This window comes from Dongia sp. (assembly GCF_041918875.1).
GTDB lineage: Bacteria > Pseudomonadota > Alphaproteobacteria > Dongiales > Dongiaceae > Dongia.
In genome coordinates this window covers 36,625-56,225 of the sequence record NZ_JAYRUV010000020.1, presented here as the reverse complement: position 1 = coordinate 56,225, position 19,601 = coordinate 36,625, and the positions used below count along the sequence as shown (strand labels likewise).

Annotated in this window: 18 protein-coding genes and 1 riboswitch; of the genes, 13 read left to right on the top strand and 5 right to left on the bottom strand. The window is 62.4% G+C overall.

What is annotated here, in order from left to right; translation table 11 throughout:
- Nucleotides 1-80 precede the first annotated feature (80 nt).
- Nucleotides 81-536 (bottom strand): MarR family winged helix-turn-helix transcriptional regulator, encoded by a 456-nt coding sequence (locus ACE3TY_RS18500; protein WP_374655720.1) that lies wholly within the window; start codon nucleotides 534-536, stop codon nucleotides 81-83.
- 158 nt (nucleotides 537-694) lie between these two features.
- Nucleotides 695-1,720, bottom strand: coding sequence for an enoyl-CoA hydratase/isomerase family protein (locus ACE3TY_RS18495; protein ID WP_374655718.1), 1,026 nt, complete (start codon nucleotides 1,718-1,720; stop codon nucleotides 695-697).
- A 96-nt stretch (nucleotides 1,721-1,816) separates the two neighbouring features.
- A riboswitch (SAM riboswitch) is annotated at nucleotides 1,817-1,892 on the top strand.
- Nucleotides 1,893-2,071: 179 nt separating this feature from the next.
- Here ACE3TY_RS18495 and ACE3TY_RS18490 point away from each other — a divergent pair.
- The 3 genes from ACE3TY_RS18490 to hemB all read left to right on the top strand — a co-directional run bounded on the left by ACE3TY_RS18490 (nucleotide 2,072) and on the right by hemB (nucleotide 5,068).
- Nucleotides 2,072-2,539 (top strand): hypothetical protein, encoded by a 468-nt coding sequence (locus ACE3TY_RS18490; RefSeq protein ID WP_374655716.1) that lies wholly within the window; start codon nucleotides 2,072-2,074, stop codon nucleotides 2,537-2,539.
- A 24-nt stretch (nucleotides 2,540-2,563) separates the two neighbouring features.
- Nucleotides 2,564-3,877, top strand: coding sequence for an O-acetylhomoserine aminocarboxypropyltransferase/cysteine synthase family protein (locus tag ACE3TY_RS18485; protein ID WP_374655714.1), 1,314 nt, complete (start codon nucleotides 2,564-2,566; stop codon nucleotides 3,875-3,877).
- A 153-nt stretch (nucleotides 3,878-4,030) separates the two neighbouring features.
- The gene (hemB, locus tag ACE3TY_RS18480) at nucleotides 4,031-5,068 is read left to right on the top strand and encodes a porphobilinogen synthase (RefSeq protein WP_374655712.1); all 1,038 of its coding nucleotides are present in this window, start codon (nucleotides 4,031-4,033) and stop codon (nucleotides 5,066-5,068) included.
- Here the strand turns inward: hemB and ACE3TY_RS18475 are convergent.
- From ACE3TY_RS18475 to ACE3TY_RS18465, 3 genes are read right to left on the bottom strand one after another with little or no spacing between them, the layout of a single operon-like run.
- The gene (locus tag ACE3TY_RS18475; RefSeq protein ID WP_374655710.1) at nucleotides 5,051-6,022 is read right to left on the bottom strand and encodes a YheT family hydrolase; all 972 of its coding nucleotides are present in this window, start codon (nucleotides 6,020-6,022) and stop codon (nucleotides 5,051-5,053) included. The two genes, hemB and ACE3TY_RS18475, sit on opposite strands and share 18 nt — an antisense overlap.
- The gene (locus tag ACE3TY_RS18470; RefSeq protein ID WP_374655708.1) at nucleotides 6,004-6,846 is read right to left on the bottom strand and encodes an alpha/beta fold hydrolase; all 843 of its coding nucleotides are present in this window, start codon (nucleotides 6,844-6,846) and stop codon (nucleotides 6,004-6,006) included. Before ACE3TY_RS18470 ends, ACE3TY_RS18475 begins: the two co-directional genes overlap by 19 nt.
- A 5-nt stretch (nucleotides 6,847-6,851) precedes the next feature.
- Nucleotides 6,852-8,003, bottom strand: coding sequence for a type III PLP-dependent enzyme (locus ACE3TY_RS18465; protein ID WP_374655706.1), 1,152 nt, complete (start codon nucleotides 8,001-8,003; stop codon nucleotides 6,852-6,854).
- A gap of 145 nt (nucleotides 8,004-8,148) precedes the next feature.
- On the opposite strand from ACE3TY_RS18465, the gene ACE3TY_RS18460 reads away from it, so the two are divergent.
- From ACE3TY_RS18460 to ACE3TY_RS18415, 10 genes are all read left to right on the top strand, one after another.
- On the top strand, nucleotides 8,149-9,321 hold the full coding sequence (locus ACE3TY_RS18460; protein ID WP_374655704.1) for a CaiB/BaiF CoA transferase family protein: 1,173 nt from the start codon (nucleotides 8,149-8,151) through the stop codon (nucleotides 9,319-9,321).
- A gap of 41 nt (nucleotides 9,322-9,362) precedes the next feature.
- A complete protein-coding gene (locus tag ACE3TY_RS18455; RefSeq protein ID WP_374655702.1) occupies nucleotides 9,363-11,681 on the top strand; it encodes a penicillin acylase family protein in 2,319 nt (772 codons plus the stop codon).
- Nucleotides 11,682-11,806: 125 nt separating this feature from the next.
- Nucleotides 11,807-12,667, top strand: a complete 861-nt coding sequence (gene motA / locus ACE3TY_RS18450) for a flagellar motor stator protein MotA (protein WP_374655700.1) — start codon at nucleotides 11,807-11,809, stop codon at nucleotides 12,665-12,667.
- 34 nt (nucleotides 12,668-12,701) lie between these two features.
- Nucleotides 12,702-13,706 (top strand): flagellar motor protein MotB, encoded by a 1,005-nt coding sequence (gene motB / locus ACE3TY_RS18445; RefSeq protein ID WP_374655698.1) that lies wholly within the window; start codon nucleotides 12,702-12,704, stop codon nucleotides 13,704-13,706.
- 90 nt (nucleotides 13,707-13,796) lie between these two features.
- Nucleotides 13,797-14,333 (top strand): RDD family protein, encoded by a 537-nt coding sequence (locus ACE3TY_RS18440; RefSeq protein ID WP_374655696.1) that lies wholly within the window; start codon nucleotides 13,797-13,799, stop codon nucleotides 14,331-14,333.
- A 54-nt stretch (nucleotides 14,334-14,387) separates the two neighbouring features.
- Nucleotides 14,388-15,116: an arginyltransferase gene (locus ACE3TY_RS18435; RefSeq protein ID WP_374655694.1), complete on the top strand. Its 729-nt coding sequence runs from the start codon at nucleotides 14,388-14,390 to the stop codon at nucleotides 15,114-15,116.
- A 153-nt stretch (nucleotides 15,117-15,269) separates the two neighbouring features.
- A complete protein-coding gene (locus tag ACE3TY_RS18430; protein ID WP_374655692.1) occupies nucleotides 15,270-16,382 on the top strand; it encodes a TRAP transporter substrate-binding protein in 1,113 nt (370 codons plus the stop codon).
- A 94-nt stretch (nucleotides 16,383-16,476) separates the two neighbouring features.
- Entirely contained in the window at nucleotides 16,477-17,103 is a 627-nt protein-coding gene (locus tag ACE3TY_RS18425; RefSeq protein ID WP_374655690.1) for a LysE family translocator, read from the top strand.
- A gap of 145 nt (nucleotides 17,104-17,248) precedes the next feature.
- The gene (locus ACE3TY_RS18420; protein WP_374655688.1) at nucleotides 17,249-17,872 is read left to right on the top strand and encodes a TRAP transporter small permease subunit; all 624 of its coding nucleotides are present in this window, start codon (nucleotides 17,249-17,251) and stop codon (nucleotides 17,870-17,872) included.
- A complete protein-coding gene (locus ACE3TY_RS18415) occupies nucleotides 17,869-19,551 on the top strand; it encodes a TRAP transporter large permease subunit (RefSeq protein WP_374655686.1) in 1,683 nt (560 codons plus the stop codon). The genes ACE3TY_RS18420 and ACE3TY_RS18415 overlap by 4 nt, the downstream gene beginning before the upstream one ends.
- The last annotated feature ends 50 nt before the right edge of the window (nucleotides 19,552-19,601 follow it).

Here is a 19,601-nt window from a genome sequence, read left to right as displayed (position 1 = left end):
GAACCAGATCGACTTAAGCCGGACGTAACGGCGTCAAGTCATCAGCTCCGGAAAAGACGCGTCATCCGCAAAGGCAGCGCTTAGCGCGGGGCATAATCCATCGAAGCGGCCCAGAAACGCTCCAGGCGGCGCAAGGTGAGATTGACGCCATCAAGCTCGCCATCCTTGAAGGGCTCATTATTGAGCGCCTGAAGATGCTTATCGTACATGTCGTGCATCTTCTGGACGACGGCCAACGCTTTCTCCGACAGGCGGACATGGACGGCGCGGCGGTCATGCGGCGAGCGTTCCTGGATAAGATACCCGTTCTCGACCATCTTCTTGACGTTGTAGGAGACGTTGGAACCCAGATAGTAGCCCCGGTTCGTCAGTTCGCCCACCGACAGCACATCGCCGCCGATATTGAACAGGATCATGGCCTGGACGTTGTTGAGATCCCGGATGCCCTGCCGATCGAGGTCGGCCTTGATGACTTCAAGGCACTCGCGATGCAGGCGCTCAACCAGCGCAATCGTTTCCAAATAAGCTTTTTTCACCGCTAATCCCCAATAGCGCAGCGCGCCCCTGATGGTCGCGAGTCGGTCTCAAGCTAGCTACCCATCGTAAAGCAATGGTTAATCCGGCGCCAGTCCGCTAACGGCTTCCGCCAACATTTTCCCAACCGGGACAGCGGTTAGAGGACTTCTTAACCATATTAACGGGTCGGCGGCGCCCAATCCTTCAGGCCCGGAACGGGCGTAAAATACCGTTCGACCATCTCGGGCGTGACCGCGCCCAGCTCGGCTGGCTGCCATTTCGGCGCCCCATCCTTGTCGATCAGCTGGGCCCGAACACCCTCGAAGAAATCGGGCGCGGTCATGAAATGCTGCACCAGGCGGAACTCGGTCTTCAGCACCTCGGCGAGATCCTGGCCGCGAGCACGGGTGATATGGGCGAAGGTCACACGCAGGCTGGTCGGCGAGAAGCTCCTCATCGCCTTCAGCGTCTCGACCGCCCAGGGATCGCGCCGGGCAGCGAGAACCGTGACGATCTCGTCAAGGGTCTTGAGGCCGAAGACCGGCTCGATCTTGGGCAACATCTCATCGATGCCGGCCGAATCGACTGCCAGATTGAGCGCGTCGAGATTGTCGATCGCGACCTCCCCCACACGGCCGCTGCCGACGAAATATCTGGCAAGGCCGACACGGATGATTCCGGGCCCGCGCAGGGTGAGGCCGGTGAGGCCGAGGGCCAGCGCCACAGCCGGCGAGGCGCGGTTGAGGAAATGCCCGGCGCCGACATCCGGAAACAGGCCGATGCGGCATTCCGGCATGGCAAAGAGAGACTTGTGGGTCACGACGGGATGCGAACAGTTGAAGGCGATCCCTGCCCCGCCCCCCATGACGATCCCATCCATGACGGCGACGATCGGCTTGCGATAGGTGGCCAGGCGGTGATTGAGCGCATATTCGCGCCGGTAGAAATCTTCGAGCAGCCCCAGGTCGCCCCGCAGCTTTGCCTCTCGCACCGCCTTCACATCGCCGCCAGCACAGAATGCCTTGTCGCCGGCCCCCGTGATGACGATCGCCTTGATGTCGGCGCGCATCTCCCAGGCCGCGAGTTGGGCGCCGATGGCGTCTATCATATCGAGCGTCAGGGCGTTGAGTGCCTGCGGGCGGTTGAGCACGATGCGGCCATGGCCGTTCTCGATGGAAAACAGGACGTCTTGGAATGCGCTCATGGGCTTTTCGTCGCTCGAATTGCGGTCGGGCGGGTTTCATCGGCCAAGTAGGGGGCGGCGTCAAGCCGGCTTGACACTCTGCGCCCAAGCGCCCATTCTCCGGCCCGCGCCGATTTGAAGCTCAGCTTGCGGGCGCGTTAAAAATGCAGCTAAAGCGCGGTTTTGAAAAGAAAACCGGTTTTGGCTGCCCGCCCGTCCCAGGAAGACGCGGCGGGTTTTATCGTTCCAGGCCTGGTCCACCGGCAACGGACCCGCGGGATTTGAGGGGCAGCTTGCACCGCGTCACCAAGAGCTAAAGCGCTTCGATGCCTTGGCCCCGGGCGAATTGTTGCCTTTTGGAGGACGAGTGCGATGACCGTCGATACCGACACCACGATCCCACGCCTGCAGGATGAAATCCGGCGCGACCCTTCGCGCGCGCAGATCACGCTGAAGGCGCGGGCCGGCACTGCCACGGAAACCGCGCGGCCCGAAGTGGATCATGTGCAGCGCGTGCTGGAGGCCCTGGCCGGCAGTCTGGCCGCGACCTACCGGCGCTTCGCCGCTGCCCTGGATATAGCGCTCAGCAATGTGGAAATCCGCGTCGAAGCGGGGCTCGACCTCAACGGCCTCGCGGCGGCCAGGGACGGTGTGCGTGCGGGGCCCAGCACGATCCGCGCCGAAGCACGGCTCACCAGCGCGGCCGACATCCATGCGCTGGAGCGTCTGCGCATCACCGTCGAACGGCACGATCCGATCCTTGACCTGCTACGTCAAGCCACACCCACTCGCCTTGAGATTTCCATAAACCTACGAGACAATAATTCACTTGCCGCATAAAATATAACACTCTGGAGACGTGAAATGACTGCCAGCAAGCATCCCGAAACCATCGTCCTGCACGCCGGACATCGCCGCGACAGTGCCACCAATTCCGTGGCGGTGCCGATCTATCAGACGACCTCCTATCAGTTCGACGACACCTCGCATGCAGCCGACCTGTTCGGTTTGAAGCGCTTCGGCAATATCTATACCCGCATCATGAACCCGACCACGGGCGTGCTCGAAGAGCGCCTGGCGGCACTTGAAGGCGGTGTCGCCGCCCTTGCCGTCGCCTCGGGCCAGGCGGCTTCGGCGATGGCCATCCAGAACATCGCCAAGGCCGGCGACAATATCGTTTCCTCGACCGATCTCTATGGCGGCACCTGGAATCTCTTTGCCAACACGCTGAAGGACCAGGGCATCGAAGTCCGCTTCGTCGATCCGAAGGATCCGGAGGCCTTCGCCAAGGCAACGGATGCCAAGACCCGCGCCTATTACGCCGAGACGCTGCCCAATCCGAAGCTGCGCGTTTTCCCGATCAAGGAAGTGGCCGATATCGGCCGCAAGCTTGGCGTGCCGCTGATCATGGACAATACGGCAGCACCCGTCCTCTGCCGGCCCTTCGAGCATGGCGCCGCGATCGTCGTCTATTCGACCACGAAATTCATTGGCGGCCACGGCACCTCGATCGGCGGCGCCATCGTCGATGGCGGCAATTTCGACTGGGAAGCCAATGCCGCGCGTTTCCCGGGTCTCAACCAGCCGGACCCCAGCTATCATGGTGCCGTCTGGACGCAGGCCGTGAAGCCCTTGGGCCCCATCGCCTATATCATCAAGGCGCGCGTCACCTTGCTGCGCGACCTGGGTGCCGCGATGAGCCCGTTCAACGCCTTCCTCTTCATCCAGGGGCTCGAGACCCTGCCCCTGCGCATGCGCGAGCATGTGAAGAACGCGCAGGCCGTGGCCAATTTCCTCAATGGCCATCCGTCGGTCACCAAAGTCATTCATCCGAGCCTTGCCACAGGCGAAGACAAGCGCCGCGCCGACGCCTATCTGAAAGGCGGTTACGGCGCGCTGCTCGGCTTCGAGATCAAGGGCGGGCTCGAGGCCGGCCGCCGCTTCATCGACTCCCTCAAGCTGCTCTATCATGTCGCCAATATCGGCGATGCGCGGAGCCTGGCCATTCATCCGGCCTCAACCACGCACTCGCAACTGTCGCCGGAAGAACAGCTCTCCAGCGGCGTCTCCGACTCTTACGTCCGCCTGTCCATCGGCCTTGAGCATATCGACGATATCCTTGCCGATATCAGCCAGGCGCTGGATGCCGCCACCGGCGCGGCGAAAGCGGCGGAGTAAGCAGCAAAATTCGCTGGAAAGAGGCCGGTTCCGGTGGAGCCGGCCTTATTTCCACGAGGCCGCGACGCGACCACCCGTTGCGCGCCGGTTCGGTCCGTTGTATCGGACGGTAACCGTAGTGACATAGAGCCGCCGCCCAGGAACCTTCGCCAGATGACCGAGCACAGCCACGATAGCCACGCCAAGCGCCAGCCCTTTGGCCAGTTTCCGCGCATCCGCATGCGCCGCAACCGGCAGGAGGATTGGTCGCGGCGCCTGGTGGCGGAGAACGCCCTTTCGGTCAACGATCTGATCTGGCCCGTTTTCGTCAAGGAAGGCGGCCCCGCGAAAGAGGCCGTCCCCTCGATGCCCGGCGTCGACCGGCTGACCATCCCGGCCTTGCTGAAGGCGGCGGAGAAAGCGGCCAAGCTTGGCATTCCCGCCCTCGCCCTCTTCCCGGTGGTCCCGCGCGAGAAGAAATCGCCAGGCGCCGAGGAGGCGTTCCGCGCCGACAATCTGTGCAATCGGGCAGTGAAGGCGCTGAAGAAATCTGTGCCCGAGATCGGCATCATCTGCGACGTGGCGCTCGATCCCTATACCGATCACGGCCATGACGGGCTGATGAGGAATGGCGAAATTCTCAACGACCCCACCATTGAGGTGCTGATCCGCCAGACCCTGGCCCAGGCCGAAGCGGGCGTCGATATCGCCGCACCTTCCGACATGATGGACGGACGCATCGGGCGCCTGCGCGATGCACTGGATGCCGCGGGATACCAGCGCGTGAAGCTGATGTCCTATGCCGCCAAATATGCCAGCGGCTTTTATGGCCCTTTCCGCGATGCGGTCGGGTCGAAATCGTCGCTCGGCAAGGGCGATAAGCGCACCTATCAGATGGACAGCGCCAATGGCGACGAAGCATTGCGCGAATGCGCGCTCGACGTCGCCGAAGGCGCCGACATGCTGATGGTGAAGCCGGGCCTCCCTTATCTCGATATCGTGTGGCGCGTGAAGGAAGCCTTCAAGATGCCGACCTTCGCCTATCAGGTCTCGGGTGAATACGCGATGATCAAGGCGGCGGCGCAGAATGGCTGGCTCGACAATGACCGTGTCGTGATGGAAAGCCTGCTCGCCTTCAAACGCGCTGGCGCCGACGGCATCCTCACCTATTCGGCGATCGAGATGGCGGAAAGGTTAGTGAAGCAGCGCTAGGAAGCGCAACAAAGCCATGTCGTACCAGGGCCGGTCGAGGCCCTGGCCGTGGAAACCGACATGCCCGCCGGATGCCGGCAGCTTCAACTGCAGATACGGATTGTCGCCCCAGCGCACCTCGCCGTAGCAGGCCACTGGAATCCATGGATCGTCCGAGGCATGAATGACCAAGGTCGGCACGCGCACACCGCCCAGACGCCGCGCCGCCGAGCTTTCGGCATAATATTCCTCCGCGTCGCGAAAGCCGTTCTCGGGCGCCACGATGCGATTGTCGTATTCGGTGATGGTGCGGATATCCTTGGCGACATTGCCCCGTTCCTTGCGCATGCCCTCGATGAGATGGGCGTGATAGAGCCGGTTGCGCTTCGAGGTGATGCAATGCGCCGTGGCGCGCAGATCGATCGGCGCCGAGATACTGACGGCGCCCAGCAGATCCGCATCGGTCCCGGCTTCACTGAGATATTTCAGCAGCACATTGCCGCCAAGCGAATAGCCTATGGCGACGATTCCATGGCGCTTCAGTTTCGGATCGATATCCGTAATGACGGAAGCGATGTCCTCGCTGCGCCCTGCGTGGTAGGTGCCCTTGGCGAAGTCGCGGCCCGGTCCGGCACCGCGCAGGTTGAGGCGCATGACCGGATATCCAGCCTCCAGCAGAAGACTGGCGCTGACACGGCAATAATAGCTGTCCTCGCTGCCGGAAAGGCCGTGGATCAGCAGGACGAGCGGCCGCCTGCCGGGATGCGCGGGGCGATGGAGCTTGGCAATAAGCCGGTCACCGCTGCCATCCCGGCAGGTGAAAATGTACCCTTCGCCGGGCCAGAGATCGAGCTTGTCCTTGGGGGGACGCAGCCAGTTGCGCAGCGTCTGCAGATCGCCGCCACGCCATAGCCGCAACGGACGGAAGGGCGGCAGATCGAGTTTCTGCAATATCCTCAGTTCGCCGTCAGCCATTCCTTCACGACGTCTATCTGGTCCTGGGCCATCAGCGCCGGCGCGTGACCCATGCCGGGCCAGGTCACCAGTTCGGCACGCGGTCCGCGCCTGGTCATTTCCTCCGCCGTGGCGGGCAGGAGCAGATCGGAATCCGCCCCGCGCAGGACCAATGCCGGCAGGGCGATCCGGTCCCACAGCGCCCACAGATCCCAATCCTGCACAGCCATCCTTACGTTGACGGCGATAGCGGGATCGTATGCGAGGCCGAACGTGCCATCCTCGCGCCGGCGATGGCCATAGGCCACGATATGCTGCCATTGCGCCTCGGTCAGCGGACCAAACGGCGCCAGCACCTTCTTGAGATGCGTCTGGACCGCGGTCAGCGAGGAGAAGCGGTTGTCGAGGCCGACATAATCGGCGATGCGCAGCAAGGCGGCCTTAGGCACGAAGGGCCCTACATCGTTGACGACGAGACGGCGGATCGGCGTGCCAGCCTGCGCCGCCAGCGTCATGCCGATAAGGCCGCCCATGGAGGTTCCCACCCAATCGAGTTCTGTCACATCGAGGCGCGCGATCAGCGCGCTCATGTCGGCGCAATATTGCGGATAGCCATAGTGCAACGGATCGCGCAGCCAGTCGCTGCGACCGCGCCCGACGATGTCCGGGCAAATGACGCGGGCCTGCTTGGAGAGTTCACCCGCCAGCGCATCGAAGTCTCGGCCGTTGCGCGTGAGCCCGTGGCAGCAGACGATGGCGCGCGATGCAGCCGGGTCGCCCCATTCGGTATAAGCGATGCGGTGAAAGCCAGCCGGGCTGAGGCCGAGAAAGGAATTCTGCCGCATCTGCATCAACGCACCGACCCGATCGGCTGATCATGCACGACGACCAAGGTCTCCGGCGTGAAGCCGTTGAAACGGGTGGCAAGCGCGTTGGAATAGGCGCCGACACGGTCGATCTCGATCCAATCGCCTTCGTCGATATCGGACGGCAGGGAGAAGGTCGAGGGCAGCACATCAAGGGAATCACAGGTCGGACCGTTGAGCGTGAAGTCCTTGGGCGCGCCGGAAAAGGCGCCGGACAGGCGATGCGCGCGCGCCGGCAGCCGGATACCGGCATCGACCATCTCCGAGAGCGACCCGTAGATGCCGTCATTGATGTAGAGCTGATCGTCCTTGCGCAATTGCACTTGGGTCACCACCGAAACCGCCGGCGCGACGAGGGCGCGTCCCGGTTCGCACATCAGCACGCAATCGCGGCGCAGTTTCAGCTTTTTGACGCCCTCTTCGATCTCGGCGATGAAATCCTCGAACGGCGGCATGTTGGTGCCGAGATATTCAGCGGGGAAGCCGCCGCCGACATCGAGGCCGACGATATCGACCTTTGCCTTCTCGAGAATCTCGCCGGCGATCTTCAGGGCGTCGGCATAGGCGCCGGGAACCAGGCATTGCGAGCCGACATGGAAGGCAAGGCCGACGCGGCACCCGCGCGAGGCGGCGTCGCGCAGGATCGCCGCAGCATCGTCCGGCTCGGCACCGAACTTCGCGGCCAGATGATAGAGCGCGCCATCGACCGCCGGGGTCTTGAAGCGGACATAGATGGTCAGACCCTCGGCTCCGCCCGTCTCAGCCAGAATCTTGGTAAGCTCGCTCGGATGGTCGACGACATAGGTGTCGATCTCATAGACCTTCGCGGCCGTTCCGATGACCGCACGGCCTTTGACCGGATGCATGAAATAGCAGGCAGCGTCGCGGAAGCTCTCGCGCACCTGGGCGATTTCCGGCAGCGACGCCGTGTCGAAATGACGGATACCGGCCCGGTGCAAGGCACGCAGAACCTCCGGATGCGGGTTGCACTTCACCGCGTAGAGGACACGGCCGGGAAACTGCTCGAGAAAGCGGCTTGCCGCCTGGTCGATGAGCTCGGGCCGCAGGCAATAGACCGGATAACTGGGTTTCAGAGTCTCGATCATGCTGCGGACGCTGTCGAATTCCTTGGCCATGCCATGCTCCCGAGGCTTTTTGCCGGACTTTCCTGGCTTCTAGCCCATAGCCCCGGTGTTGTCACCCGCCCCCCGGATCAGCTATCTAGATGCCCAATTAACAAGTCATATTAATGACACCAGGGATGAACAGGGGAACTTAGACATGCCGCAGCGTGGCGCTAACCAGGGCCCTGCCACAGGACCGCTGGCAGGGATCATCGTGGTCGACCTTACGCGCGTCCTGGCGGGGCCATTTTGCACCATGCTGCTGTCCGATCTCGGCGCCAGGGTCATCAAGGTCGAAAACCCCAACGAGGGCGACGATTCCCGCGCCTATGGCCCTTTCATTAAGGGCAAGAGCGGCTATTTCATCGCCCAGAACCGCGGCAAGGAATCGATTGCCCTCGATCTCAAGCGGGAGGCGGATCGGGCCATCCTGCACCGGCTGCTGAAGCGCGCCGATGTCCTCATTGAGAATTTCCGGCCCGGCACGATGGCTCGCCTGGGCTTCGGACCCGACGAACTGAAACAGCTATATCCGCAGCTCATCTTCGCCTCGACCTCCGGCTTCGGCCAGACCGGCCCTTATGCCGACCGGCCGGCCTATGACATCATCGCCCAGGCGATGGGTGGCATCATGAGCATCACCGGACATGAAGGCAGCGAACCGACGCGCGTCGGCGCCTCGATCGGCGATCTCGGCGCCGGGCTCTTTACGGCACTGGGAATCGTCTCGGCACTCCATCACCGCAACCGCTCCGGCGAGGGTATCACGGTCGATGTCGCCATGCTGGACAGCCAGTTAGCGCTGCTGGAGAACGCCATCGCCCGCTATTATTCCACCGGCAAGGCGCCAAGACCCATGGGCGCGCGCCATCCTTCCATCGCGCCCTTCGAGGCATATCGGACGCAGGACAGCCATGTCGTCATCGCCTGCGGCAACGATTCGCTCTTCCGCACCTTCTGCAGCGTGATCGATCATGCGCATCTGGCCGAAGATCCGCGCTTTGCCACCAACGCTAAGAGGTCTGAAAATGTCGCGCAGTTGAAGGAAACGCTGGAACTCTTCCTCACCGAGAAGCCGACGGCGCATTGGCTGGATCTGTTCAACCGCAATGGCATCCCGTCGGCGCCGATCAACGATATCGGCCAAGCCATCAACGACCCACAGGTGCAACACCGTCAGGTCGTCCTTCCCGTGGCGGACGAAAGCGTGGCACCACTTGGGGTCGCCGGATCGCCGATCAAATTCTCAGGCTTCCCGGCGGCGACCAGCCGCCCCCGCGCGCCGGACCTCGACGAAGATCGCACCCGCATCCTGGCCGATTTCCCTTGAAGCCGCTAAGCTCCGTCCGTCACGCGATTTAGGGATTGACCATGGTCAAAGGGCTCCGCTGGCTCCTGCGTGTCTTCGTTGGAATCCTGGCTTTCGTCATCGTTCTCGGCATCGGCGGTTTCCTGTGGCTGCGCACCAGTCTGCCGCTGACCGATGGAACGATCGCACTCAACGGCCCTGCCGCCGAGATATCGGTCACCCGCGACGAGCGCGGCATCGCCACCATCAATGCACAATCCTCGGCCGATGCCTATTTCGCCCTCGGTTTCGTCCATGCCCAGGAGCGCTTGTTCCAGATGGACGCCATGCGCCGGCTAGGGGCCGGACGGCTTTCGGAAGTGCTGGGCGCCGACACGCTGGAGACCGACCGCCTCATGCGCACGCTGGGCCTTTACCGGTCGGCCGAGGACCAGGTTCGGGCCGCCAGCCCCGCGCTCAAGGCCGCCCTCGATGCCTACGCCGCCGGCGTGAATGCCTTCATCGCCGCGCATGAGGGCGCCTGGCCGCCGGAGTTCTATCTGCTGAACTATCGCCCGGAACCCTGGCAGCCCGCGGATTCGCTGGTCTGGGGCCGGCTGATGGCACTTGACCTCTCCAACAACTGGCAGGCGGAGGTCAGCAATCGCAGCCTGCGGCGGGGAGTGCCGGATTACCTCTTCAATCTCCTCGTGGCATCGCCTTCGCCGGCCCGCGCGCAGAATGGCGACGGGGCCCCGGCCTGGCGCCAGCCATTGAGCGAAGCCTCCAATAGCTGGGTGGTAGGTCCGCATAAAAGCGCCAGCGGCAAGCCGCTCATTGCCAACGATCCGCATCTTGGCCTTGCCTTGCCCGCGACCTGGTATCTTGCGCGGATCGAGACACCGGAAATGACCTGGACCGGTGCCACCGCACCGGGCCTACCCTTCGTCATGATCGGCAGCAACGGGCACGTTGCCTGGACCTTCACCACGACCCATGGCGATACGCAGGACCTGTTCGAGGAAAAGCTCGTCACGGGCCATCCCGACCGGTATGAAACACCGGACGGGCCCAAGCCGTTCGACATCCGCCGAGAGACGATCGCGATCAAGGGTGCGCCGGAAGTCGAACTGACCATCCGCAGCACACGCCACGGTCCTGTCGTATCGGATCTGGGTGGCGATCCGGGGACGCCTGACACCGTCCTGGCCCTGAGCTGGACGGCCTTGCTGCCAGGCGACCGCACGCCGGAGAGCATCCTGGCGATGAACCGGGCGCGCGATGCCGCCGCCCTGGAAGTCGCCCTGGTCGATTTTCACGCGCCGGAACAGAATGTCGTCTACGCCGACGCCGAGGGTGTCACCGGTTTCGTCGCGGCGGGTCGCGTGCCTGAGCGGCGTGCCATTTTCGCGGAGAGCCGCCTGCCCGCCCCGGGCTGGAGCGGCACCTACGATTGGATCGGCACCTTGCCGATGTCCTCTCTGCCGCAGCTCCGCGGCGACAGCGGCGACTTCCTCGTCACCGCCAACAACGATATTCGGCCACTGGGCTACCGCCCCTTCATCACCGCGGACTGGCCGGAGGACGGGCGCGCGAAACGCATCCGCAGCCTCCTCGGCGCAAAGGATTTCCTGGATCTGGCAGCGATGCAGGCGATCCAAACCGACAATCATTCCGCTCCCCTGCTGGCTTTCGTGCGACATTGGCTCGATCTTGCCGAGCAGGCGCAAGCCGATCCGGACCTTGCCATGCTGGCCGCCTGGGACGGAACAATGGCTCGCGACCAAGCGGCACCCCTTATTGCGACGATCTGGGTCGACCGCCTCGCCAAGCGTTTGCTGAAGGATGAAATGCGCGGCCACTTTGCCGATTGGTGGTTCTGGCAGTTAGACCGCCTGGATGCGGCGCTCGATGATGGCCGCGCCTGTGACGATATTGATAGTCCAGCCAAGGAAAGTTGCGACGAAATCGTGCGCGCGGCGCTCGACGATACACGCAAGGACCTTGCCGCCGCCTATGGCGCGGACACCACGAAATGGCGCTGGGGCGACAGCCACCGGGCGCCGTTCAATCATCCGGTCTACCGGCATCTTCCGCTGATCGGCGACTGGCTTGCCGCCGACCTGCCGACCGATGGCGATTTCTTCTCCGTCAACCGCGGCACATCCATGCCACCGCGCCAAGACGTTTCGCTGACGCATGTGCATGGCCCTGGCCTCAGATTCCTGATGGATTTCGCCGCTCCCGACAAAGCGCTCTTCGCCCTGGCAGGCGGACAATCGGGCAATCCCCTTTCACCCCATTTTGCCGACGGCCTGGCCAACTGGCGCGATGGGCTATACCGAACGATCGGCGATGGCGGCGTCGAACAATTGATCCTGCAGCCCACCGAAGCGCCATGATGCAACCGGGCGCTTCAAAGCCGAATTGAACCTCAATTCAAGCTCTTGCCCCGACTCCTAAACCAAGTGTTAACTAAAACCGGCGATCTTGGGGCGGAATCAAGAGGGGCGGGCTTCGGCATTCCATGCTGGTCATTGTTGGTATCGTTGTCGTCTTTGGCTGCGTCTTCGGCGCCTACGCGGTGCATGGTGGCCATCTGGGCGTGCTATGGCAGCCATCGGAATTCGTCATCATTCTGGGCGCCGCCATCGGCGCCCTCATCATTTCCAGCACCAAGACAGGTCTCAAGGCCGTAGGCGCCGCCTTCAAGCGGGCGATCAAGGGCCCCGTCTACAAGAAGGCCGATTATCTGGAACTATTATCGGTCCTCTATCAGCTGTTCCGGCTGGCCAAGACCAAGGGCATGCTGGCCCTCGAGCAGCATGTCGAAAAGCCGGACGAGAGCACCCTCTTCGCTCAATTCCCGAAATTTCAGCACGACCATCACGCCGTCGAATTCCTGTGCGACTATCTGCGCATGATGACCCTGGGCACGGAAAATCCCAATGAGGTCGAGACGCTGATCGACGCCGAGCTCGAAACGCATCATGCCGAACTCCATGTCGGCGGGCATGCCATTCAAAACACCGCCGATGCCATGCCGGCCCTCGGTATCGTCGCCGCGGTGCTGGGCGTCATTCACACCATGGGTTCGATCACGGAACCGCCGGAGATCCTGGGTGAACTCATCGGCGCGGCGCTGGTCGGAACGTTCTTCGGTATCTTGATGTCCTACGGCGTGTTCGCGCCGATCGCCAATTCGGTCAATGGTGTGGATACAGCCGACGCCAAATACTACCAATGCATGAAGGCCGGTCTGCTCGCCCATATGCAGGGCTACCCGCCGGCCGTTTCCGTCGAGTTTGCCCGCAAGGTCCTGTGGTCGACCGAACGGCCCAGCTTCTACGAAGTCGAACAGGCGGTCAGCGCCCTGCCGGCGCCCTGATCCGCTAGACGCAACGCGCTGAAAGGTCTGCCAGATGGCGGATGAAAGACCAATCATCATCAAGCGCATCAAGAAATCGGGCGGCGGCCATCATGGCGGCGCGTGGAAGGTCGCCTATGCCGATTTCGTGACCGCGATGATGGCCTTCTTCCTGCTGCTGTGGCTGCTCGGCAATACGACCGAAGAACAAAAGAAAGCAATCGGCGAATACTTCAAGCCGACGCTTGCCACTTCCTCCTCCTCGACGACCGTCGCGGTTATGGATGGCCAGCCGCAAGTGATGGAAACCACCAGCGGCGGTGCCGCGGCGGAAGTCGATGTCGAAGAGGACGGCACCGGCCAGACCGGCGATGGCACCGGCGAGACGGAGGAAGGCGAGGCGCCCGTCGCCGAAGCACAAGGCGAAAAGCCAATCGACGCCAAGGAGGCGGAGGCCGCCCTCAAGGCCGAGGAATCCAAGAAATTCGAAGAAGTGAAAAAACAGATTCAGCAGGTGATCGCCCAGACACCGGATCTTTCCGGGCTGCAGGATAATCTGAAGATCGACCAGACGCCGGAAGGCTTGCGCATCCAGCTTCTCGACAAGGAGAAGGAATCGATGTTCGCTTCCGGCAGCGCCGATATGGCCGAGAAGAGCCGCCGGTTGCTGGGCCTGGTCGCGCAGGCCGTCAAAGATATGCCGAACAAGCTGGCCATTTCGGGCCATACCGATGCGACACCTTTTGTCGGCGCCGGCGGCCGCACCAATTGGGAATTGTCCTCCGACCGAGCCAATGCGGCACGACGCGTCCTTGTGGAAAACGGCGTCGATCCCGGCCATGTGCGCAATGTCGTCGGCCGGGCCGATAACGATCCGTTCGTGAAGGAGAATCCGAACGATCCGCAGAACCGGCGTATCTCCATCGTCCTCCTCAGCGAAGTGCACGATAATCCGGGTGCGACCGACACCGTGGCGCCAGCGCCAGCGCAAGCTGAGCCAGCGGGCCCACCTGCGGAAATCGTTCCGCCATCGCCCGTGGGGAACGGGTCCGGCGGCTGACAATCGTGTGAGCGCGTCAAAACGCCCTTGCGCCCGGACTTCCGCCGGCACATATCGCATTCATGACAAGCGATAGGAAAGCCGGCAGCCGTGACTGACCGCAAACCACCTTCCATTCAACTGGGTTCACTGGAATCGCGCCGGCAACCTGATTTCGACGCGGAGTTCGAGCCGCGGCCGACGGCCGGAATCGACCTTTCCGACCTGCGCCGCTATGAGGGTGTTCTCCTCAGCCGATGTGTTGCGGCGATGATCGACTTCGTCATTGTATCGGTGTTGTCGATCCTACTCTGGCTTGCCAATTGCGTCGCCACGCTGGGCACACTGGGGCTGGTTTCTCTGCCTGCCTTTATCCTTGCGCCGGTGGTTATCCACATCCTGCTATGCACCTACCTGCTGGGTGGCCCGACCGGGGCAAGTTTCGGCATGCGCGCCTGTGGAATACGGTTGGTCAATTTGGAGGGGCGCCGGATCGACCATGTTCAGGCATTTCTCACCACGGCGATGTTCTTTGCCACCGTGCCGATTTTCGTACCGGTCCTTCTGATCGGCTTCTTTACGGAACGGTCCCGACTACTCCACGACATCGTGGTCGGAACCGTCATGGTGCGGAACAGGCCCGCCTGAACGCCCCCACCTCCAATACTGGTAACGCTGTCAGGATTGGCTTAGACTAATTCCATGAGCGTGCAGAGCCGCAACTTTCCGATCAGCTTCATGGTGACCACCGAGGTCCCGTGTCCCTATCTGCCTGACCGGATGGAACGCAAGATCATCACCGAACTGTCCGGCAGCCAGGCGACGGACTTGTTCGAGCTGCTCTCGCGCGCCGGCTTCCGCCGCAGCCATTCGATCGCCTATCGGCCGGCCTGTGCGGGCTGCCAGGCCTGTGTGCCCGTGCGGATCGATGTCGCCAATTTCCATGCTTCGCGCTCGCTTCGCCGGGTGCTGGCGCGCAATGCGGATCTGGTATCGGAAATCCGGCCGGCACATCCGACGCAGGAGCAGTACCAGCTTTTCAGCCGCTATCTCGACTTGCGTCACAATGACGGTGAAATGGTCGGCATGGGCCCGCAGGACTATGCCAGCATGATCGCGGATAGCCCGATAGATACGCGCATGATCGAATTTCGCGACGGGGCCCGGAACCTGATTGCAGCCTGTCTGACGGATTGGAGTTCCGACGGAATTTCCGCCGTCTACAGCTTCTTCGCGGCGGATCAGGCACGCAACAGCTTGGGCAGCTTCGTCGTCCTACGGCTTATCGACCTCGTCCGCCAATCCGGCCTGCCCTATCTCTATCTCGGCTATTGGGTCAAGGGCAGCGCGAAGATGGATTACAAACGACGCTTCCAGCCGCTTGAGGGCTATGGGCGGGATGGCTGGACGGCACTGCCCCGGGAAGATTGACGCCAACAGCTTCTCCAACTCCGCCCTTGAGGCCGCTTTCCTTGCGGATTGTGACCTGTTAGTTTCCGCACCGAGACAGACCGACGGGACAGCGCCGATTTCTCCGGAAAACGGGATGGCGCAGGGCCCAGATTGACCAGATTGAGGATTGCCATGCGACGTCGTCGCTTTCTGACCGGTGCCCTGACGGCTGGTGCCGCGGGTGCTGCAACCATGGGCAGCTCGTTTCCCAAGCCCGCCATCGCCCAGGATCGGATCGAATGGAAGATGGTGACGGCCTGGCCGAAAGGGTTGCCCGGCCTTGGCTCCAGCGCCGAGCGCCTGGCCGAACGGATCAACCAGCTGTCCGGCGGACGGCTGACGGTCAAGGTGTTCGCCGGCGGCGAACTGGTCTCGCCCTTGCAGGGCTTTGCCGCGGTGTCCCAGGGCACTGCCGAAATGGCCCATGATTTCTCGCTCTATCACATCGGCCAGATGCCGGCCGCCGGCTTTTTCAGCGCCGTTCCCTTCGGCCTAATCCCGACCGAATTCAACGGCTGGATCAATTTCGCCGGCGGGCAGGAATTGTGGGACGAGCTTTACGACGCTGCCGGTGTAAAGCCTTTCCTTGCCGGCAACACCGGCGTGCAGATGGGCGGCTGGTTCCTCAAGGAAGTGAACAATGTCGCCGACCTCAAGGGCCGCAAGTTCAGCATTCCCGGCTATGGCGGCGAGGCGCTGAAGAAACTGGGCGTCGATGTCATGCCGATGGCCAGCGGCGAATTGTTCGCCAAGCTGCAGGACGGTGCCATCGACGGTGCAGAATGGGTCGGGCCCTATAACGACCTTTCGCTCGGCCTCTACAAGATCACCAAATTCTATTACTGGCCCGGCTTCCAGGAGCCCGGGACCGGGCTGGAATGCATCGTCAACAAGGGCAAATTCGCGGCGCTGCCTGACGATCTGAAGCAGATCGTCGCCGCCGCCTGCATGGCCGAGAACGGCCTGACAGCGGCGGAATATAGCGGGCGCAGCCCGGCCGCCCTGGCGACCCTGGTCAACGAGCATGACGTCCAGCTGAAGAAGTTCTCGCGCGACGTGCTGATCGCTTTCGGCAACGCGTCCAGCGAAGTGATCCAGGGCGTGCTCGACAACGGAGACGACGTGACCAAGCGGATCGTCGCGTCCTACCTGAAATACCGCAAGACAACGCTTACCTGGACGCGGGTGAGCGAGGGCGGCTATCTCGCCGCGCGCGATCTTGGGTTTGAATTTCCGACCGGATAATTCATATATTCCAATCGCATAAATACGCCCTATAAAGGCTGGACGACGCCGAGCGGCTGTGGCTTGCTTCTTCCCGAACAAGGGGAGATGACCGATGACCTGGGAAACGTGGCTTGCTTTTTCCGCAGCTTCCGCGCTGCTGATGATCATACCAGGCCCCACCATTCTCCTCGTGATCTCGTATGCATTGGGCCAAGGCTGGCGGGCGGCCTTGCCGATGGCCGTCGGCGTGGCGCTCGGCGATTTCACGGCGATGACACTGTCGATGCTGGGGCTGGGCGCGCTGTTGGCCGCGTCGGCCACGGTCTTTACCGTCCTCAAATGGGCCGGTGCCGCCTACATGGTCTGGCTCGGCATCAAACTATGGCGAGCTGGCGGCGCACTGAACGCCAAGCCGCGTAGCGGCGGCGCCAGCATGGCGCGAATGCTGGGCCATGCCTGGATCGTCACCGCGCTGAACCCGAAGAGCATTATCTTCTTCGTTGCGTTCCTTCCGCAGTTCCTCAATCCCAACGCCGATTTCCTTACCCAGATGGCGGTGTTCGAGACGACCTTCCTTGTGCTCGCCTTCGCCAATGCCCTTGGCTACGCCTTGATTGCATCCCGTGCCCGCGCAGCCATCCGGAACGAACGGGTGGTCGGCGCGGCCAACAAGGTGGGAGGCTCACTCCTCATTGGCGCCGGGATCCTGACCGCGACCACACGTGCTGCGCAAAGCTGATAGGCAAACAAACCCACTGCCCCCAGACTAAAGTCGGATTTGGCGCCAGATGAGGAATGATTGCGTCTCATCAAGGCTTTAGTTAGCTTGGCTCGAACCTGAAAAAAAATCCACCGAACCGGTGGCTGACTGGGAGGAAGAACGGATGCAAGCACTGCTTGCGGCCTGCCGCGGCATTGACGCGGTCACGGCCTTTATCGGACGCCATGTCAAATGGCTTGTCCTGGCAGCCATCATCATCAGCGCCGTTAACGCCATCGTCCGGAAAGCCTTCGACAGCAGCTCCAATGCCTGGCTGGAACTGCAATGGTATCTGTTCGGCGCGGTTTTCATGCTCGCCGCCGCCTACACCTTGCAACGCAACGCCCATATCCGCATCGATGTCGTTTCCGCGCATCTCAGGAAGCGGACACGGGACTGGATCGACCTCTTCTGCCATATCGTCTTCCTGCTGCCTTTCGTGCTGATGATGATCTGGCTGTGTTGGCCCTTCTTCCTCGACTCCTATCGCTCGCAGGAAATGTCGATGAATTCCGGTGGCCTCATCATCTGGCCCGCCAAATTGATCATTCTTATCGGCTTCGTTCTTCTTTTTGCCCAAGCCATATCGGAAATCATCAAGCGAATAGCCATCCTGGCCGGCATCCTGGCTGACCATGATGAACATCATGCCGCCCCCGCCGTGCTCGAACCGCAACTGTCCGCCGCCGGACGAGACCCCGCCGGTCCCGACGCCGACAAACGCGATGGCCAAGGAGGCGCGCAATGATCGAGCTCATTGCCCACAATCTGGCGCCGATCATGTTCGCGGCGCTCATTATCTTCCTCATCTCCGGCTATCCCGTCGCCTTCGCGCTGGCCGCCAACGGCTTGTTCTTCTTCTTCATCGGCGTGGAACTGGCGCCGCTGTCGGGCGGCGAGATTACCCTGTCCTGGCCGCTGCTGCAGACCTCGCCCGGCCGGCTTCTCGGTGTCATGAACAACGAGACGCTGCTCGCCATCCCCTTCTTTACCTTCATGGGAATTGTGCTGGAGAAATCCGGCATGGCCGAAGATTTGCTGGATACCGTGGGTCAGCTTTTCGGCCCGATCCGCGGTGGCTTGGCCTATGCCGTCATTCTCGTCGGCGCCGTTCTGGCCGCCACGACCGGCGTCGTGGCTGCGTCCGTCATGGCGATGGGTCTTATCTCGCTGCCGATCATGCTGCGCTATGGCTATGACCGATCTCTCGCGACCGGCGTCATCGCCGCGTCGGGGACATTGGCGCAGATCATCCCGCCGTCTCTTGTCCTCATCGTCCTCGCCGATCAGCTCGGTCGGTCCGTCGGCGACATGTATGCCGGCGCCATCTTTCCCGGCCTGATCCTCACTGGCATCTATTGCCTCTACGTCTTTGTCATCACGATCATCCGGCCCAAGGCCGCCCCGGCGCTGCCGATCGAGGCGCGGACGCTGGGCAGCGGCGCCTTGTCGTTGCTGGTGGTCATGGTTGCCGGCACGGCGATCGCCGTGGCCGTTTCCTTGAGCATCGGCGATTCGATAGAGAACGGCGCCGGCATCTGGGGGGCGACGATCGGTGCTATCGCCATCTATGTCTTGGCGGTCGCGAACAAGACGATGAACCTCGGCTGGCTTTCCAGGCTCGCCCAGGAAGTCGTCATCACTCTCATCCCGCCGCTGGCGCTCATCTTCCTGGTGCTGGGCACGATCTTCCTCGGCATCGCCACGCCGACCGAAGGCGGTGCCATGGGTGCCGCCGGCGCCCTGGCGATGGCTCTCGCCAAGCGCCGTATTTCCTGGAGGTCGCTGCGCGAAGCGCTGGATGCGACGACGCGCCTCTCCTGCTTCGTCCTCTTCATCCTGATCGGCGCGCGCGTCTTTTCGCTGACCTTCTATGGCGTCAATGGGCATGTCTGGGTCGAAGAACTGATGTCGACCTTGCCGGGCGGTGAATGGGGCTTCCTCGTTGCCGTCAACATCCTGGTCTTCGTCCTGGGCTGCTTCATCGACTTCTTCGAGATTGCGTTCATCATCATCCCCCTCCTGGCGCCTGTCGCCGCCAATATGGGAATCGATCTCATCTGGTTCGGCGTTCTGCTTGGCGTCAACATGCAGACCAGCTTCCTCACCCCGCCCTTTGGCTTCGCCCTGTTCTACATGCGGTCGGTGGCACCCACCGGCAACTGGCTGGACAAGGTGACGGGCCGGACGTTGGCCGGCGTGAAGACAACGGAGATTTATCGCGGCGCGGTCTCCTTCATCCTGCTGCAGGTGATCATGGTCGCCGCGGTTATGCTCATGCCCGAACTGGTCACGCATTACCGGGGCGAGGCGTCCGAGGTCGATCCGAACAAGATCGAGATCACGATCCCCGGGGGCGATGGGTTGGAAGGTGGCGGGCTCGAAGAACTGCCGGCTCTCGACCTCTCACCGCCGACCGTCGAATAGCGGTCAAAGAAAAGGCCCGGCAACCTCGCGATTGCCGGGCCTCAGTGCTC

What these genes read in the sequence shown, in the direction of transcription:
- ACE3TY_RS18495 (WP_374655718.1), bottom strand. Translation starts at nt 1,720, where the DNA reads ATGAGCGCATTCCAAGACGTCCTGTTTTCCATCGAGAACGGCCATGGC.
- ACE3TY_RS18490 (WP_374655716.1), top strand. Translation starts at nt 2,072, where the DNA reads ATGACCGTCGATACCGACACCACGATCCCACGCCTGCAGGATGAAATC.
- ACE3TY_RS18485 (WP_374655714.1), top strand. Translation starts at nt 2,564, where the DNA reads ATGACTGCCAGCAAGCATCCCGAAACCATCGTCCTGCACGCCGGACAT.
- hemB (WP_374655712.1), top strand. Translation starts at nt 4,031, where the DNA reads ATGACCGAGCACAGCCACGATAGCCACGCCAAGCGCCAGCCCTTTGGC.
- ACE3TY_RS18475 (WP_374655710.1), bottom strand. Translation starts at nt 6,022, where the DNA reads ATGGCTGACGGCGAACTGAGGATATTGCAGAAACTCGATCTGCCGCCC.
- ACE3TY_RS18470 (WP_374655708.1), bottom strand. Translation starts at nt 6,846, where the DNA reads ATGCGGCAGAATTCCTTTCTCGGCCTCAGCCCGGCTGGCTTTCACCGC.
- ACE3TY_RS18465 (WP_374655706.1), bottom strand. Translation starts at nt 8,003, where the DNA reads ATGGCCAAGGAATTCGACAGCGTCCGCAGCATGATCGAGACTCTGAAA.
- ACE3TY_RS18460 (WP_374655704.1), top strand. Translation starts at nt 8,149, where the DNA reads ATGCCGCAGCGTGGCGCTAACCAGGGCCCTGCCACAGGACCGCTGGCA.
- ACE3TY_RS18455 (WP_374655702.1), top strand. Translation starts at nt 9,363, where the DNA reads ATGGTCAAAGGGCTCCGCTGGCTCCTGCGTGTCTTCGTTGGAATCCTG.
- motA (WP_374655700.1), top strand. Translation starts at nt 11,807, where the DNA reads ATGCTGGTCATTGTTGGTATCGTTGTCGTCTTTGGCTGCGTCTTCGGC.
- motB (WP_374655698.1), top strand. Translation starts at nt 12,702, where the DNA reads ATGGCGGATGAAAGACCAATCATCATCAAGCGCATCAAGAAATCGGGC.
- ACE3TY_RS18435 (WP_374655694.1), top strand. Translation starts at nt 14,388, where the DNA reads ATGAGCGTGCAGAGCCGCAACTTTCCGATCAGCTTCATGGTGACCACC.
- ACE3TY_RS18430 (WP_374655692.1), top strand. Translation starts at nt 15,270, where the DNA reads ATGCGACGTCGTCGCTTTCTGACCGGTGCCCTGACGGCTGGTGCCGCG.
- ACE3TY_RS18425 (WP_374655690.1), top strand. Translation starts at nt 16,477, where the DNA reads ATGACCTGGGAAACGTGGCTTGCTTTTTCCGCAGCTTCCGCGCTGCTG.
- ACE3TY_RS18420 (WP_374655688.1), top strand. Translation starts at nt 17,249, where the DNA reads ATGCAAGCACTGCTTGCGGCCTGCCGCGGCATTGACGCGGTCACGGCC.
- ACE3TY_RS18415 (WP_374655686.1), top strand. Translation starts at nt 17,869, where the DNA reads ATGATCGAGCTCATTGCCCACAATCTGGCGCCGATCATGTTCGCGGCG.